Consider the following 14501-nt stretch of genomic DNA (forward strand, 5'->3'; position numbering starts at 1 on the left):
GGCTCACTTCTTCAGCATCGGGAAGAGGTCGACGCCGAAGTGATGGATGATCGTCGCCCGGGTGATCCAGGCGACGGCCGTCACGATCACCAACGAGACGAAGATGAACAGCACGATCCCCAGAACCTTCAGCGCCGGGTTGGGCTTGTGAATCTCATGGTCGGCTTCCTCGCCGCCGGCGCCGAACGAGTAGGCCAGCATGCCGGTCGCGAACAGCGCAGGCAAGCCTGCACCGAGGACGAGCCCGACCACCAGCACCTTGAAGATGGCTTCGAAGTACGTCATCAACGTGTCTCTCTGCTTGTCGCGGTGATCAAACCGTGGCGGTGGGTTCGGCCGGCTTGGCGTCCTTGGTGGCCGCGCGGACTTCGGCGGGCACCACCGAGTTGGTCGACGTATCCCAATCGGCGTTGACGTTGCTGTGGTCGACCTTCTGCTGCTGGGCACGCCACCACATGTAGAAGGACAGCGCCACCAGGATCACGAAGATCAGTCCGTCGCCCATCAGCTGCGATCCGCTGACGTCCTTGACGATGTAGGACAGCCAGTAGGCCAGTGCGCCTACGAGCGCGGCGGCCGGCAGCGTGACCAGCCAGGCCACCGCCATGCGCCCGGCCACAGCCCAGCGGACCTCTGCGCCCGGCTTGCCGACGCCGCTGCCGAGGATCGAGCCGGTGGCGACGTGGGTGGTGGACAGCGCCATACCGGCGGCACTCGAGCTGAGAATGATTGCGGCCGAAGAGGCTTCGGCGGCCAGGCCCTGAGGCGACTCGATCTCGACCAAACCCTTACCGAGGGTGCGGATGACCCGCCAGCCGCCGATGTAGGTACCGAGGCCAATCGCCAGCGCGCAGCTCAGGATGATCCAGAACGGCAGGCCGTCCTTCTTCACGTCGCCGGTCAGGTGGCCGGTGGTGATCAGAGCCAGCGCGATGACGCCCATCGTCTTCTGCGCGTCGTTGGTTCCATGCGACAGCGCCACCAGAGATGCGGTCGCGATCTGTCCCCAGCGGAAGCCGTCCTCGCGGCGCTTCGCCAAGACCTTCTGGGTGATCCGGTAGACCAGCCAGGTGCCTGCCGCCGCCACGATGCCGGCGATGATCGGCGCGGCGATCGCGGGAATCAGCACCTTCTGCGTGACGCCGGCCCAGTTGACGCCCTTGCTGCCCAGCGCGGCCAGGCCTGCGCCGATCAATCCGCCGAACAGGGCGTGTGAGGAGCTGGACGGGATGCCGAACAGCCACGTCAGCAGGTTCCACAGGATGCCGCCGATGAGGCCGGCGAAGATGATCGTCAATCCCATCGACGCGTCGATGCCGGCCAGGAGATGTCCGGTCTTGGCGTCCTGCACCTTGAGGACGGACGTCGTCACCGTCACCGCCACCTCGACGGAGAGGAACGCACCGACCAGATTCAGGACTCCGGCGAGCAGCACGGCGGTCTTGGGCTTGAGCGCGCCAGTGGCGATCGACGTCGCCATGGCATTGCCCGTGTCATGGAAGCCATTGGTGAAATCGAATGCCAGCGCCGTGGCAATCAACAACACCAGGATGATCATCTCCGTGCTCATGACAGAGATTCTGCTGGGTGCGTAGGTATTTTGACTAGTTGCCAAAAGTCCTCGAACAGGGCATTTGCGAACGTCCCGCAGGTGTTCATCGGCCGTTAACCTACCAGCCTTGCGCCGTTTCTCCGGTCCGACGCATCGGGGGTACAACGTGGGCGCGGCAATTCGATGCCGACTAGAATTCGTGCATTCCATAGGGCGCCTACACGCCCCCGCAAGGGAGATGCTGCGGTGACCAACTTCATCACCAAAATCGTGGCCTGGATCAAAGCCGGTTACCCCGACGGGGTCCCGCACCCCGACCAGGTGCCGCTGTTTGCACTACTGCGCCGCAGGTTGAGCGACGAGGAGGTCATCGCGGTGGCCAATGCACTGCTCGAGCGCGGTGCGTTCGACCACATCGACATTGGGGTACTGATCACGGAGATCACCGACGCGCTGCCCACTCCGGAGGACATCGATCGGGTCCACGACAGGCTGGCGAACTACGGCTGGCCGCTGGACGATCCGCGAGACAGTGAGGACGTCGAATAACCACTCTGCGAGCGCTCGCCATTCCGCCCGGCCCGACGGCGCAGTCAGTAATGGCCGCCCTGGATGGCGTGCTCGATGGGCGCGACGCGCCCCTGGTTCCGATTCCCGCCGGCGACCTGCGTGAGAGTGAGTTGCTGACAAGCTCCCTGCGAGTCGGTGAAGAGATCGACGACGATGTCGCGCTGGTGGTGGCGACCTCGGGTACCACCGGCACGCCAAAGGGCGCGATGCTCACTCCCGCTGCGTTGATCGCCAGCGCATCGGCCACCCTGGATCACCTCGGCGGCCCGGGGACCTGGCTGCTGGCGCTGCCGACGCATCACATCGCGGGGATCCAAGTGCTGGTTCGCAGCCTGCAAGCCGGCACGGTGCCGGTCGAGATGGACATCTCAGCAGGCTTCGACGTCACCCAATTGCCAACGGCGGTAGCGCAATTGGGCTCCGGGCGGCGCTACACCTCACTGGTCGCGACGCAGCTTGCCAAGGTGCTGCTGGACCCGGAGGCCACCGCGGCACTCGCCGAACTGGACGCGGTGCTGCTCGGTGGCGGGCCCGCGCCGCGGCCCGTCCTCGACGGTGCGGCGGCAGCCGGAATCACCGTGGTGCGAACCTATGGCTCCAGCGAGACCGCCGGCGGATGCGTGTACGACGGCGTTCCGCTGACCGGGGTGACGATCCGGCTGGACGACGGAGCCGAGCCCGGTGAGGGCCGCATCGTGATCGGCGGTCCCACGTTGGCGCTGGGTTATCGCAACCCGCCAGACCCCGATCCGTTCGCCGAAGCCGGCTGGTTCCGGACCGACGATCTGGGCACCGTGGACGACGAGGGCCGGCTGCGGGTGCTGGGCCGGGTCGACGAAGGCATCAGCACCGGCGGGCTGACGGTGATGCCCGCGCCGGTGGAAGCGGTGCTGTCGCAGCACCCCGCGATCGCCGACTGCGCGGTGTTCGGCCTCGACGACGACCGGCTCGGCGAGCGGGTGGCGGCCGCAGTGGTGCTTGTCACTGGAGCCCTCGAACCCAGCCTGGACGACATCCGCGAGTACCTCGCCGCGTCGCTCGACCCGACGGCCGCACCCCGTGAGCTGCACATTCTCGACGAGCTGCCGCGCCGCGGCATCGGCAAGCTCGACCGTCGCGCGTTGCGCGAGCGGTTCGCCAATGGCGGTGACCTACCCGGCGGCTACGGCTGGTGAACAATGGTTTGCGCAGTCGGATAAAGGGGACAGAAGAGTATGGACGAGCTGAAGTTTCTCGACCTGCACGGTGACCAAGTGGCCTATCTGGACGAAGGCCAAGGCGACGTCGTCCTGCTGCTGCACGGCATGGCGGGCAGCTCCCAGACCTGGCGCCAGATGATTCGCCCGTTGTCGCGCAGATATCGGGTGATCGCCCCGGACCTCCCCGGGCACGGCAGCTCGGACAAACCGCGCAGTGACTACTCGCTGGGCGCGTTCGCGGTGTTCCTGCGCGACCTGCTCGACGAACTCGGCGTCACACACGCCACCGTCGTCGGCCAGTCGTTGGGCGGCGGCATCGCCATGCAATTCGTCTATCAGCACCCCGACTACTGCCGGCGGCTGATCCTGATGAACAGCGGCGGCCTGGGGCCAGACGTCGGATGGACACTGCGACTGCTCTCCGCTCCCGGCGCCGAGCTGATCATGCCGATCATCGCGCCTCCACCGGTGCTGGCCGTCGGCGAGAAGGTGCGGTCCTGGTTCGGCAAAGCCGGCATCCAGTCGCCGCGCGGCGCCGAGATCTGGAGCGCCTACAGTTCCTTCGCCGACGCCCAGACCCGCCAGGCGTTCCTGCGCACACTGCGTTCGGTGGTCGACTACCGCGGGCAGGCGGTCAGCGCGTTGAACCGACTGCACGTCGCCACCATCCCGGTCATGGTCATCTGGGGCGATCAGGACGCCATCATTCCCGTCGAGCACGCGTACTCCGCGCATGAAACACGCCCGGACGTCCGGCTCGAGGTGCTGACCGGCGTCGGGCACTTCCCCCAGGTGGAGCGCCCGATGGAAGTTGTCGAACTGATCGACGACTTCATCGCCACCACCGTGGGCGCCGATATCGAGCAGCCCGCCACCCAGGCGTGACCGAGCCCGCCGAGCGATTCGCCGCCGCGTCGGTGGCCAGGCTGGCCACAGTGACTCCCGACGGTCCACCGCATGTGGTGCCGATCGTGTTCGCGGTCGCCGAGTCCATGATTTTCACCGCGGTGGACGGGAAGCCGAAGACCACTCAACGGCTGCGGCGGCTGGCCAACATCGAGGCCAACCCCCGGGTGAGCATCCTGGTCGACCACTACGACGACGACTGGTCGCAGCTGTGGTGGGTGCGGGCCGACGGCATCGCGGCGATCCACCACGACGATCCGGTATGCGAACGCGGCTATGACCTGTTGCGCGCGAAATATCAGCAGTACCAGTACGTTCCGCTGAACGGCCCGGTGATCGCGGTGGACGTCGATCAGTGGACGTCCTGGGGCGCCTGACCCTGCCTCTGGGCGTGCCTGGCACCGAAATCGACCTCACGGCTGTGAATCTCGTGATGTCACAACCCTGTCGTCGATCTCGCGGCTGTTATGACCGGTATCGCCCGTACCCTGGATCCTTGTGAGCATCGGTCGCAAAGAAGCGGTCGCGGTAACCGTCGGCGTGCTGCTGGTGGTCGCGGCGTTCGTGGTTCCGCACCTGCATCTGGGCATCGTCACTCCGCTGATCAACAGCACCCCCGCCCAGATCAAGAGCTTCGCCGACACCGCGCCGATCTTCGGATGGTGGAACGCCCACGTCGGCTGGGGCACCGTGCCGGCGATCCTCATCGGCGCGGCGGCCGTGATGTGGGGCGCCACGCTGGCGCGGCGACTGCCGTGGCGGGCGCTGACGGTGGCGGTGTGGGCGACGTCGATGCTGTGGGCGTTCGCGCTGGCGATGATCGACGGCTGGCAGCGCGGCTTCGCCGGCCGGCTCACCGCCCGGCACGAATACCTCAACCAGGTGCCGACAATTACCGACATCCCGGAAGCGGTTCGCACATTCTCGAGCCGGATCCTGGATTTCCAACCGAACTCGTGGATCACTCACGTCTCCGGCCATCCGCCGGGCGCGCTGCTGACGTTCGTCTGGCTGGACCGCATCGGGCTGGGCGGCGGCTCGTGGGCGGGCCTGTGGTGCCTGTTGGTCGGGTCGTCGGCCGCGGCGGCGATCGTGGTCGCGGTGCGAGCACTCAACGACGAGCAGACAGCGCGCCTGGTCGCACCGTTCGTCGCCGTCGCACCGACCGCGATCTGGATCGCGGTGTCCGCCGACGGCTATTTCGCAGGTGTCGCGGCGTGGGGAATCGCGTTGCTGGCGTTGGCGGTTCGCCGGACGGTACGCCGGCCCCTGCTGGTCGCCGTGGCAGCCGGACTGGTGCTGGGGTGGGCGATCTTCCTCAACTACGGCCTGGGCCTGATGGCCGTACCCGCACTCGCGGTACTGATCTGTGCGTCGTCGTGGCGCGGCGCGGTTCGGGTGCTGGTTCCGGCAGCCCTGGGCGCACTGGCGGTGGTCGGCGTATTCGCGATCGCCGGCTTCTGGTGGTTCGACGGCTACACCCTTGTGCAGCAGCGCTATTGGCAGGGAATTGCGCTGAACCGACCGTTCCAGTACTGGAGCTGGGCCAACTTCGCATCGGTGGTGTGCGCGATCGGACTGGGCAGCGTCGCCGGTATCGGCCGGGTATTCGACATCACCGCGATCAGACGCCGGTCGGGGCTGCACCTGCTGATCCTGGCCGCCCTGGTGGCGATCCTGTTCGCCGACCTGTCCATGCTGTCGAAGGCCGAGACCGAACGGATCTGGTTACCGTTCGAGGTGTGGCTCACCGCCGCCGGCGCCCTGCTGCCGGTCCGGGCCCACCGATGGTGGTTGGGGCTCAACGTCGTCGGCGCGCTGTTGCTCAACCACTTCATCCTGACCAACTGGTAGCACTCGGTCGCCCACGAGGTACAGCAGGGCCGCGCCCCAGACCACGGCCAGCGCAATCCAGAAGCCGGTCTCGTAGTTGCGGTCGAGCACCGTCAGATTGTCCAGATGCAGGCCGGGTTTGTCGTAGACCGGGATCGCCAGCAGCACCAGCACCACCGTGAGCAGCGCGGCCACCAGCACCGGCGTCCACCACTTGTGCGGCAGGAGACGCCGCCCGGCGAACCCGAGGGCGACGCACACCGGTGCGAACACCGCATCGTGCAGCAGCACACCGATCAGTGCCCACACCACGATGCGGATGATGACGTCGGTCGAGTTCTCCGACACCAGCACCACACCGTAGACGCCGAGCGCCAGTCCGAGCGCCACCAGGAAAACCCGCGCGGACGTCACGTCACCACCTCAATTCTGGATAGCCATTTCGTCTGCAGCACACCCGGTCTCGTCGGGGCGATCAGCCGGCACGGATAGCCGTGGTCGAGATCGAGGATCTGACCGTTGAGCTTCAGCGCGATCAGGGTCTGGGCGTCACGGGTGTGTCGCGCGGGCAGCACGGTGCGCGAGTACGGCCCAGGTGGTTCGAGTGAGATCATCCGGACATCGGAATCCACTGCCGCACCAACGGCTTTGAGTAGATCGGCGAGAACGACACCGGTCCAGTCCGCGGTGGCACTCCAGCCCTCCACACACGCGATGGGAAGCCGACGGGTGGTTTGCGGCATCGCGGCCAACTCATCGACGGTCATGGCCGTGACGGCGGCACCGTTGACGATGGTCAGCCGGTAGTCCGGCGAGCGCGCGCTGCCGAGCACCCCGGCGGCGAACGCCGACCGGTTCACCGGCACACCCTGGGGGCCGTCGCCCGACCGCGGGGCCAGCAGCGAGACCCGTCGTAGCCACGGAATCGTCTGCCCCGCAGTCACTATCGTCGCGGCACCGACAGCCAGCCAGGTGCCGGCCAGAACCGCGCGCCGGCTGGGACCGACCCGCAGTTCACCGGTCGGCGGCTCCTCGAGAGGCTCACCGAGAGCGCGGCGGATCACCGGCAGTTTCACACCGATGTGCACCAGGACCGCGCCGGCCGCAACGTAGGCCATCGCGTAGTGGCTAGTGGTGAAGAAGAACTCGAACGCATACCACTGCGCGATGTTCATCACGCCGGTGGACAGCTGAAAGATCATCGACCCCACCAGCACCAGGATCGATGCCCGCTCGATCTGGCGGACCAGCCCACCGACGATCGGCCGCTCGAACAGCTTGGGGTACACCGACCATAACTTGACCAGCAGCAGCGGGATCGCCGCGATACCCGAGATGACGTGCAGGCCCTGGGTCAGCTGATAGAGCCAGACCGGGCGCGTCGGCCAGAAGAACCACGGTTGCGGATGCTGAATGAAGTGGCTGATCAATCCCGTGCCGAAGCAGACGGCCACGGCGACACCGAGGGCGACCCCGACCCGAGCCGTCACTGCTGTACCACGCAAGGAAGTGGCCTTCGTGGTGGATCCCATCTGCGGCGTCACGTCAGCGTGAGTGTAGCCACCACCCGCCCGCCGATCGGGTGAATCCCGACCAACGTCAACCCGGCTTCTTCGGCCAGCGCGGCCGCGCAGTCCACACCCACCGAGGCCCATTTGAACCACGGGCCGATATTGTTCGACGACTCCAGCCGCACCCAGCTGGTCCGCACCCCGACTGTGCCGGGATCGAACTCGGCCACACACCGACCGCCGGCGCAGAGCAGCTCCGCGGCCCGGCGCAGAACCCGGCGCGGATCACCGGCCAGACCGATGTTCCCGTCGGCCAGCAGCACCGTCTGCCAGCGGCCCGTTCCCGGTAGCGGCTCGAACACGTCACGCAGCAATGCCGGTGCACCGCTACGCCGCGCGAGCCGGACCGCCGTCGCCGACTGGTCGACACCAAGGGCAGGAATACCGCGCTGGATCAAGTCCGCTACCAAACGTCCTGGGCCGCAACCCAAGTCGATCGTCGGACCGTCGCACAGCGCCACGATGGCCGCGTCGAACACACTGTCGGCGTCCTGACCGCCCAACCAGCTGCGCACCGGCAGCGGGTGCCGTCGGCCGTCGCGGTGGCGCAACCAACATCGCTCGCCGTCGAGGGCGTCGTCGTACAGCTGTCCCAGCATTCACAGTCCTCGGGTGGCTTGGGCGAACCGACTCGACGGCGAGCAGGCGGCACGGACGGCAGGAATGTCGTCGACGGCGTCGACGTCGTGCAGTTCCTCGACAAGGGTCACGGGAATACCGGTGTGCTCCAGCGCGGCAAGCGTTACAGCGCCGGTGTCGGACTGCGACATGGGCACATCGCGCAGACAGCCGGCACTCGCGCCGTCGGACACGCCGAGCACCCACCACCCGCCGTCACGCGCCATTCCGAGGACGGCCGATGCGTCGATCAGCCGGTGGGCGCATGCGGTGAGAAGCTCCGCGCTCACCTGCGGGGTGTCCATCCCGATCTGCAGCACCGGCTGACGAACCGTCGCGGCGTCGGTGTGCGCATTGGCCAGCCGGTCGGCGAAGTCGTCACCGCGTTGCGGGATCACGGTGAAGTCGGCGAGCCGATCACGTATTTCACCAGCCCGGCAGGCGTGATCCAGCTCGCCGGTCATCGCGACCACCCGATGGGTGACCGGGGTCTCGGCCACCGCGTCGAGGGTGTCCAGCAGCGCGGCGGCGGCGATGTCGGCCGCGGCCCGGTCCCCCACCGTCGCCGCCAACCGGGTCTTGGCGAGTCCGGGTATCGGCGCTTTGGCCACCACCAGCACGGTGACCGGGATCGGTGCCGGGCTTGGCGTCACGAAATGACCTTCCAGAAGTCGACGGCGGCGGTGAAGCTTCCTCGCACCGACCCGCTGACCTTCGATTTACCGCCGACCCGCGGGCCGTAGTCGACGTCAACCTCCACCACACGCCATCCCGCGGCAGCGGCACGGACCAGTAATTCCAGCGGATACCCCGAACGGCGGTCGACTACCCCGAGCGTCAGCAACGCGTCACGCCTGGCCACCCGCATCGGCGCGATGTCATGGACCGGCAGCCGATGCCGGGTCCGCAACCGCCAGCACACCGCCGCGGTACCCAAACGGGCATGCCAGGGCCATGTCACCCCGGGCAGCGGACGGCGCCGGCCGGTCACCATGTCGGCGCCATCCTCCAGCGCGGCGACCAGCCGCGGCAGGTCGGCGGGGTCCAGCGAACCGTCACCGTCGAGCACCGCGACGATGGGCGTGGTGGCCGCCAGCACCCCGGCGTGAACCGCGGATCCGTAGCCCGGCCGGGATTCGCGGACCACATCGGCTCCGTGCTGCTCAGCGACCTGCGCGGTGCCGTCGGTGCTGTTGTTGTCCACGACCAGAGCGCGGTAACCAGCCGGCATTGCGGCCAGCACGGTGGGCAGCGAATCCGCCTCGTTCAGGCAGGGCAGCACCACCGTGACCGGACAGTCGGGCATAGGAGCCAACCTAGGCGAGCATTGGCGAATCTGCGCGTGAGGGAATGACAAAATCGTGACGTTGGTGCAGGTGAAGGCTGCTGTTGGCTAACCTTTTCCTATGCCCGCACGTGTGCTCATCGCCGACGACGACACCGTCGTCCGTGACGTGGTGCGCCGTTACCTCGAGCGCGACGGCCTGGAAGTGGCAGTGGCGGGTGACGGAAGCGAGGCTCTGCGGGTGCTGGGAACCCAGCGCATCGACGTCGCGGTGCTGGACGTGATGATGCCCGGACCAAACGGTCTGTCGCTGTGCCGGACCCTGCGCCAGCACGGCGACTTCAGCGTGCCGGTGATCCTGCTGACCGCCCTCGGCGAGGAAGAGGATCGCATTGCCGGTCTGGAAGCCGGCGCCGACGACTACCTGACCAAGCCGTTCAGCCCGCGCGAGCTCGCGCTGCGGGTGCGCTCGGTGTTGCGGCGGGCACCGGCGCCCGCGGCTGCTCTCCCGCTGGAGATGACCGTCGGTGATCTGACGGTGTCGACTGCGGCACGTGCCGTGCAGATCGACGGCAAACCGGTGGGGTTGACCAATCGTGAATTCGATCTGCTGCTGTTCTTCCTGACGCACACCGACACCGTCTTCTCCCGCGAGGAGTTGCTGCAGCAGGTGTGGCATTGGGACTTCGGTGACTTGTCGACCGTCACCGTGCACGTCAAGCGCTTGCGGTCCAAGCTCGGCGATCATCACCGCGTACAAACGGTCTGGGGCCGTGGGTATCTGTGGCGCGGTGAAGCCGGCGGCGGTGACCGTGCCACAGCATGATCTGGCCCAGATCGCGGTACTTGCGCTGGCCTGCTCGCTGCCCGTAGTTCTGTTGGGCGCGTTGGTCATCCGGCTGGCCAGGTCCTGGTCGATGACGGTCACGATGGTGGCGCTGGTGTTGATCCCGACGCTGGCGACCCTGACCGGCGTGCTGGGCGCCAGCGGCTTCATGATCACCTCCACGTTCGCGTCGATCGCCGTCGTGCTGCTGATCGTGGCGATCGTGACACTGCCCGCTGCGGTGATGCTGGCCCGCTATCAGGCCCGCCGGACGGTCTGGGAGCAAGAGATTCACGACGCCGAGCGGACGGCCGAGCAGTCCAGACGCCGGTTGGTGGCGTTCGTCAGCCATGACCTGCGCACCCCGCTGGCCGGTATCCGCGCACTGGCCGAGGCGATCGCCGACGGGGTGGTCAGCGACGACGAGGTGCGGGTGCAAGCCAAGCACATTGAACAAGAATCGGTTCGACTCTCCGAGATGGTCGACGACCTGTTCGAGATGTCGAAGATCAACGCCGGAGCGGTCCACGCGCCATACGAGAAGGTGGCCCTCGACGAGGTCGTCGACGACGTGATCGCCGCGCACAGAATCGCCGCGGAGCGCGCCGGGGTGCACCTGACCGCGTCGGTACCGGCCGACCCCGTCCGGGTGATCGGCAGCGATCGGGCGCTGGTGCGAGTGCTGTCGAATCTGGTGGCGAACGCGATCGCGCACACCCCGTCCGGCGGGGCGGTGACTTTGGCACTCGGCAGCGACGCCGGCGGGGCGTGGGCGCGGGTGGACGACACCGGCGTCGGGATCGACGAGACGGACCTGCCGCGGGTGTTCGACGTCGCCTACCGCGGGTCGAACGGCCGTGTCCCGCGTGAGGATTCGTCGCTGCCCAGCGGCTCGGGCCTGGGCTTGGCGATTGCGGCCGGGCTGGTGCAGGCGCACCACGGAACGCTGTCGGCGCACAACACCGCGCACGGGGCCCGCTTCGAGGTCCGGCTACCGAAGTCGGAGTGAGCACGTTCGCCGAGATCGACGTTGTGCAGCGATCCACTCGAACTTCTCCGGCGAAACGGCGGTTTGGGCGTAGCCTGGTCGAGATGTCCGTAGCCCAGCGTGAACGTGCCGCCCTCGTCGCCGCCTTACGCGACGTCGGACCAGACGCACCGACCTTGTGTGAGGGCTGGTCGGCCCGAGATCTCGCCGCGCACTTGATGGTTCGCGAGTATCGCGTCGATGCCGCACCTGGCATCCTCATTCCGCTGTTCGCCGGGCACACCGCCAAGGTGCAGGACGCGGTGGCCACTCAGACGCAATGGGACGACCTGGTGGACAAGGTGGCCGCCGGTCCGCCGCTCTACTCGCCGCTCAAGCTGGTCGATTCGGTGGCCAATGTCGCCGAGATGTTCATCCACCACGAAGACATTCGCCGCGCCCAGCCGGACTGGCAGCCGCGGGTGCTGGACGCGGAACTGTCCGCAAAGTTGCGGCGGACTCTGGGGATGATGGCCCGGCTGACGCTGGCCAAGATGCCGGCCCGCGTCCAGCTGCGCACCCCGGACGGTAAGACCGTGCTGACCGCCGGTCACGGCCCGGCCGTGACGGTGACCGGCGCTGCCGAGGAACTGCTGCTGTTCGCGACCGGACGGCCGGCCCACGTCGACTTCGACGGCGACCCGTCCGACGTGCAGGCCGTGAAAGCCGCACCGAAGGGGCTCTAGGTTCAGTCGCCGAGTGACCTGCTGAGCCGCTCGGCGGCGGCGAGGTAATCCTCGATGAACTCCAGAACCACCTCGCGGGCCGGCTTGACCTTGTTCATCAGCCCGACGCCCTGGCCGACGAAATAGGTCGCCAGCGCCTGAGCACCCGGGTGGCCGCCTTCGGCGAGCTTGTCGATCCGGCGCAACACCGGCTCGGCGATCATGTTCTGCAGCGGCAGCGGCAGCGGCTGGCGACCGCCCTCATGCGGTGCCCACGCATCGGTCCAATCCGAAACCAGTTGGCGCGACGGCTTTCCCGTGCGGCCGGCCGACCGAACCGTGTCCCGCGACGTCGCGGCCAGGAACTTCTGCACGGTATACGGGGCCGTCTCGGCTTCCTCGGTGGTAAGCCACACCGAACCCGTCCAGGCGCCGGCCGCACCCAGCGCAACGGAGGCGGCCATCTGCCGACCGGTCACGATCCCGCCCGCAGCGAGAACCGGCACCGGCTTTCCGATCGCCTCTATCGCCTCGATGACTTCGGGAATGAGCACCAGAGTGGTCACTTCACCGCAGTGACCGCCTGCCTCGGTGCCCTGCGCGACGATCAGGTCCACGCCTGCGTTGACCTGTTTGATCGCATGCTCCTTGGCGCCGACGAGCGCCGCAACGGGGATGCCGGTCTGCTTGCCGGCCTCGATCATGTAGTCCGGCGGGACGCCAAGTGCGTTGGCCATCAACTTGATCGGATGGCTCAGCGAGACGTCGAGCAGGCTCGCGCCGGTGTCCCCGCTCAGTGACGACGCGGCCATCCGCGGCTGATCGCTGACGTCGATGTCGTGGGCGGCGAGCAGTTCGTTGATGAAGCTGCGGAAATCCTCGGGGATGCGCTCGGCGAGCTGACCGAACGACAGGTTCTCGCCCTTGCCCTCGAACTTGGCGGGCACGATGATGTCCACGCCGTAGGGCTTGCCCTTCACCTGCTCGTCGATCCAGGTGAGCTCCTGGTGCAGCTGATCGGGGGTGTAGGCGGTGCCGCCGAGCACACCGAAGCCGCCCGCGTTGGTCACCGCGGCTACGACGTCGCGGCAGTGGCTGAAGGCGAACAGGGGGAAATCGATGCCGAACTGGTCACAGATCTCAGTCTTCACGCCGCCCAGTATGCGCTCGACCCCCTTCCCGACCAACTACCGGGTTGGGAAGGGGGCCGGCCGCTATTCGAATCAGGCAGTGGCGAGCGCCTGCGTGGTGAGCAGGGCCTGTGCCACCCCGGACACGATCGACGCGACCCGGATGGCCTCGAAGATCGACGTCCGCGACACGTCCGCGTCGCGGAGCTCCTTCTCATGGGCGGCCAGGCACTGATCGCAGCCGTTGATCGCGGACACGGCCAGTGACCACAGCTCGAAATCGACCTTGGCCACGCCGGGATTGGCGATGATGTTCATCCGCAGCCCGGCCCGCAGATCGTCGTAGCGGCCGTCGAGCTGATGCTTGGTGCGGTAGAAGACGTTGTTCATCCCCATGATCGCGGCAGCGCCCAGCGCGGCGTGGTACGCCTCTTCGGAGAGCACGTCCAGGGCATCCTCGCTCACCTCGCGCAGCAGCTGCTCGGACTTCGTCGCTGCGGCGGTTGCCACCAAAGCGCCCCACAGTTGCTGTTCGGTCAGCTCGGTCGAACGGACAATGCTGCCCAGGTTGAGCTTGAGATCCTTGGCGTACTCGGGCAATGCCTCTTTGACGGCGTCGATGCTCATGCTCAGACCGCCTCGGCCAGCAGCTCGCCGGCGTCGATGGTCGGGTCGCCCTTCTTCCAGTTGCAGGCGCACAGTTCGTCGGACTGCAGCGCGTCGAGCACCCGCAGCACCTCGTCGACGTTGCGGCCGACCGATCCCGCGGTCACCGAGACGAACTGGATCTCGTTGTTGGGGTCGACGATGAACGTGGCACGGTCGGCGACGCCGTCGGCGTTGAGCACACCGGTGGCCAGCGCGAGCTCGCGCTTGAGGTCGGACACCATCGGGAACGGCAACTTCTTGAGATCCTCGTGCTGCGCGCGCCACTGGAAGTGGACGAACTCGTTGTCCACCGACACCCCGAGCACCTGGGCATCGCGGTCCTCGAACTCGTCGTTGAGCTTGCCGAACGCGGCGATCTCGGTGGGGCAGACGAACGTGAAGTCCTTGGGCCAGAAGAAGATGATGCGCCACTTGCCCGGGCTGTCCGAGCTGGTCACCTGAATGAAGTAATCGTCGGGCTGCTGGGCGTTGACCTTCGACAGGTCACCCCCGACAACCGCTTTGAGGTCGTAGGCCGGGAACTGATCCCCGATTGTCAACAGAGCCATGATCGTCACCACTCCTTGAATAGCTAAATTGGAACCAATCCAGATTCTGCCATCGCGGTGGGGTTTAGTCAGCGCTCCCCGCGCCGAAGGTGACGATTGTCA

17 protein-coding genes are annotated in these 14501 nt (G+C 67.2%); 8 read left to right on the forward strand and 9 right to left on the reverse strand.

Features of this window, described 5'->3' with window-relative positions; translation table 11 throughout:
• Positions 1-3: 3 nt before the first annotated feature.
• Together G6N32_RS23910 and G6N32_RS23915 are read right to left on the reverse strand one after the other, a co-directional pair.
• Positions 4-285: a hypothetical protein gene (locus G6N32_RS23910; protein WP_115318614.1), complete on the reverse strand. Its 282-nt coding sequence runs from the start codon at positions 283-285 to the stop codon at positions 4-6.
• Positions 286-313: 28 nt separating this feature from the next.
• On the reverse strand, positions 314-1570 hold the full coding sequence (locus G6N32_RS23915; RefSeq protein ID WP_115318613.1) for an inorganic phosphate transporter: 1257 nt from the start codon (positions 1568-1570) through the stop codon (positions 314-316).
• A 228-nt stretch (positions 1571-1798) separates the two neighbouring features.
• Between G6N32_RS23915 and G6N32_RS23920 the strand changes: the two genes are divergently transcribed.
• From G6N32_RS23920 to G6N32_RS23940, 5 genes are all read left to right on the forward strand, one after another.
• Positions 1799-2101 carry a DUF3349 domain-containing protein gene (locus G6N32_RS23920; RefSeq protein ID WP_115318612.1) on the forward strand — a complete coding sequence of 101 codons (303 nt, stop codon included), beginning with the start codon at positions 1799-1801 and terminating at the stop codon, positions 2099-2101.
• A gap of 50 nt (positions 2102-2151) precedes the next feature.
• Entirely contained in the window at positions 2152-3297 is a 1146-nt protein-coding gene (menE, locus tag G6N32_RS23925) for an o-succinylbenzoate--CoA ligase (RefSeq protein WP_218565260.1), read from the forward strand.
• A 39-nt stretch (positions 3298-3336) separates the two neighbouring features.
• Entirely contained in the window at positions 3337-4206 is an 870-nt protein-coding gene (locus G6N32_RS23930; RefSeq protein ID WP_115318610.1) for an alpha/beta fold hydrolase, read from the forward strand.
• A complete protein-coding gene (locus G6N32_RS23935; protein ID WP_115318609.1) occupies positions 4203-4604 on the forward strand; it encodes a TIGR03668 family PPOX class F420-dependent oxidoreductase in 402 nt (133 codons plus the stop codon). Before G6N32_RS23930 ends, G6N32_RS23935 begins: the two co-directional genes overlap by 4 nt.
• 121 nt (positions 4605-4725) lie before the next feature.
• Positions 4726-6081, forward strand: a complete 1356-nt coding sequence (locus G6N32_RS23940) for a hypothetical protein (RefSeq protein ID WP_115318608.1) — start codon at positions 4726-4728, stop codon at positions 6079-6081.
• Between the two features lie 389 nt (positions 6082-6470).
• On the opposite strand, the gene G6N32_RS23950 is transcribed toward G6N32_RS23940, so the two are convergent.
• Genes G6N32_RS23950 through G6N32_RS23965 form a run of 4 tightly spaced genes read right to left on the reverse strand, consistent with a single transcriptional unit; the run spans position 6471 to position 9555 of the window.
• The gene (locus G6N32_RS23950; RefSeq protein WP_163789586.1) at positions 6471-7592 is read right to left on the reverse strand and encodes a molybdopterin-dependent oxidoreductase; all 1122 of its coding nucleotides are present in this window, start codon (positions 7590-7592) and stop codon (positions 6471-6473) included.
• An 8-nt stretch (positions 7593-7600) separates the two neighbouring features.
• Entirely contained in the window at positions 7601-8230 is a 630-nt protein-coding gene (locus G6N32_RS23955) for a methyltransferase domain-containing protein (protein WP_115318607.1), read from the reverse strand.
• On the reverse strand, positions 8231-8902 hold the full coding sequence (locus G6N32_RS23960) for a TIGR04282 family arsenosugar biosynthesis glycosyltransferase (protein ID WP_115318606.1): 672 nt from the start codon (positions 8900-8902) through the stop codon (positions 8231-8233). It lies immediately after the preceding gene.
• Positions 8899-9555 (reverse strand): glycosyltransferase family 2 protein, encoded by a 657-nt coding sequence (locus tag G6N32_RS23965; RefSeq protein ID WP_115318605.1) that lies wholly within the window; start codon positions 9553-9555, stop codon positions 8899-8901. Before G6N32_RS23965 ends, G6N32_RS23960 begins: the two co-directional genes overlap by 4 nt.
• Positions 9556-9655: 100 nt before the next feature.
• Here G6N32_RS23965 and G6N32_RS23970 point away from each other — a divergent pair, with 100 nt between their 5' ends.
• From G6N32_RS23970 to G6N32_RS23980, 3 genes are all read left to right on the forward strand, one after another.
• On the forward strand, positions 9656-10360 hold the full coding sequence (locus tag G6N32_RS23970; protein WP_102805336.1) for a response regulator transcription factor: 705 nt from the start codon (positions 9656-9658) through the stop codon (positions 10358-10360).
• Positions 10347-11369, forward strand: a complete 1023-nt coding sequence (locus G6N32_RS23975) for a sensor histidine kinase (protein WP_115319063.1) — start codon at positions 10347-10349, stop codon at positions 11367-11369. Before G6N32_RS23970 ends, G6N32_RS23975 begins: the two co-directional genes overlap by 14 nt.
• Positions 11370-11452: 83 nt before the next feature.
• Positions 11453-12073, forward strand: coding sequence for a TIGR03085 family metal-binding protein (locus G6N32_RS23980; RefSeq protein WP_115319062.1), 621 nt, complete (start codon positions 11453-11455; stop codon positions 12071-12073).
• Between the two features lie 2 nt (positions 12074-12075).
• On the opposite strand, the gene G6N32_RS23985 is transcribed toward G6N32_RS23980, so the two are convergent.
• The 3 genes from G6N32_RS23985 to G6N32_RS23995 form a co-directional block, all read right to left on the reverse strand.
• Entirely contained in the window at positions 12076-13203 is a 1128-nt protein-coding gene (locus tag G6N32_RS23985) for an NAD(P)H-dependent flavin oxidoreductase (protein ID WP_115319061.1), read from the reverse strand.
• A 72-nt stretch (positions 13204-13275) separates the two neighbouring features.
• Complete coding sequence (gene ahpD, locus G6N32_RS23990) at positions 13276-13809, reverse strand: alkyl hydroperoxide reductase AhpD (protein ID WP_115318604.1); 534 nt, start codon at positions 13807-13809, stop codon at positions 13276-13278.
• Between the two features lie 2 nt (positions 13810-13811).
• Positions 13812-14399: a peroxiredoxin gene (locus G6N32_RS23995; RefSeq protein WP_115319060.1), complete on the reverse strand. Its 588-nt coding sequence runs from the start codon at positions 14397-14399 to the stop codon at positions 13812-13814.
• Positions 14400-14501 lie beyond the last annotated feature (102 nt).

This window comes from Mycolicibacterium aichiense, assembly GCF_010726245.1.
GTDB classification, from domain to species: Bacteria; Actinomycetota; Actinomycetes; order Mycobacteriales; family Mycobacteriaceae; genus Mycobacterium; species Mycobacterium aichiense.

Excerpts from the sequence above, each read along its gene's own strand:
- G6N32_RS23910 (WP_115318614.1), bottom strand. The coding sequence starts at position 285 with ATGACGTACTTCGAAGCCATCTTCAAGGTGCTGGTGGTCGGGCTCGTC.
- G6N32_RS23915 (WP_115318613.1), bottom strand. The coding sequence starts at position 1,570 with ATGAGCACGGAGATGATCATCCTGGTGTTGTTGATTGCCACGGCGCTG.
- menE (WP_218565260.1), top strand. The coding sequence starts at position 2,152 with ATGGCCGCCCTGGATGGCGTGCTCGATGGGCGCGACGCGCCCCTGGTT.
- G6N32_RS23930 (WP_115318610.1), top strand. The coding sequence starts at position 3,337 with ATGGACGAGCTGAAGTTTCTCGACCTGCACGGTGACCAAGTGGCCTAT.
- G6N32_RS23950 (WP_163789586.1), bottom strand. The coding sequence starts at position 7,592 with ATGGGATCCACCACGAAGGCCACTTCCTTGCGTGGTACAGCAGTGACG.
- G6N32_RS23955 (WP_115318607.1), bottom strand. The coding sequence starts at position 8,230 with ATGCTGGGACAGCTGTACGACGACGCCCTCGACGGCGAGCGATGTTGG.
- G6N32_RS23965 (WP_115318605.1), bottom strand. The coding sequence starts at position 9,555 with ATGCCCGACTGTCCGGTCACGGTGGTGCTGCCCTGCCTGAACGAGGCG.
- G6N32_RS23970 (WP_102805336.1), top strand. The coding sequence starts at position 9,656 with ATGCCCGCACGTGTGCTCATCGCCGACGACGACACCGTCGTCCGTGAC.
- G6N32_RS23980 (WP_115319062.1), top strand. The coding sequence starts at position 11,453 with ATGTCCGTAGCCCAGCGTGAACGTGCCGCCCTCGTCGCCGCCTTACGC.
- ahpD (WP_115318604.1), bottom strand. The coding sequence starts at position 13,809 with ATGAGCATCGACGCCGTCAAAGAGGCATTGCCCGAGTACGCCAAGGAT.
- G6N32_RS23995 (WP_115319060.1), bottom strand. The coding sequence starts at position 14,399 with ATGGCTCTGTTGACAATCGGGGATCAGTTCCCGGCCTACGACCTCAAA.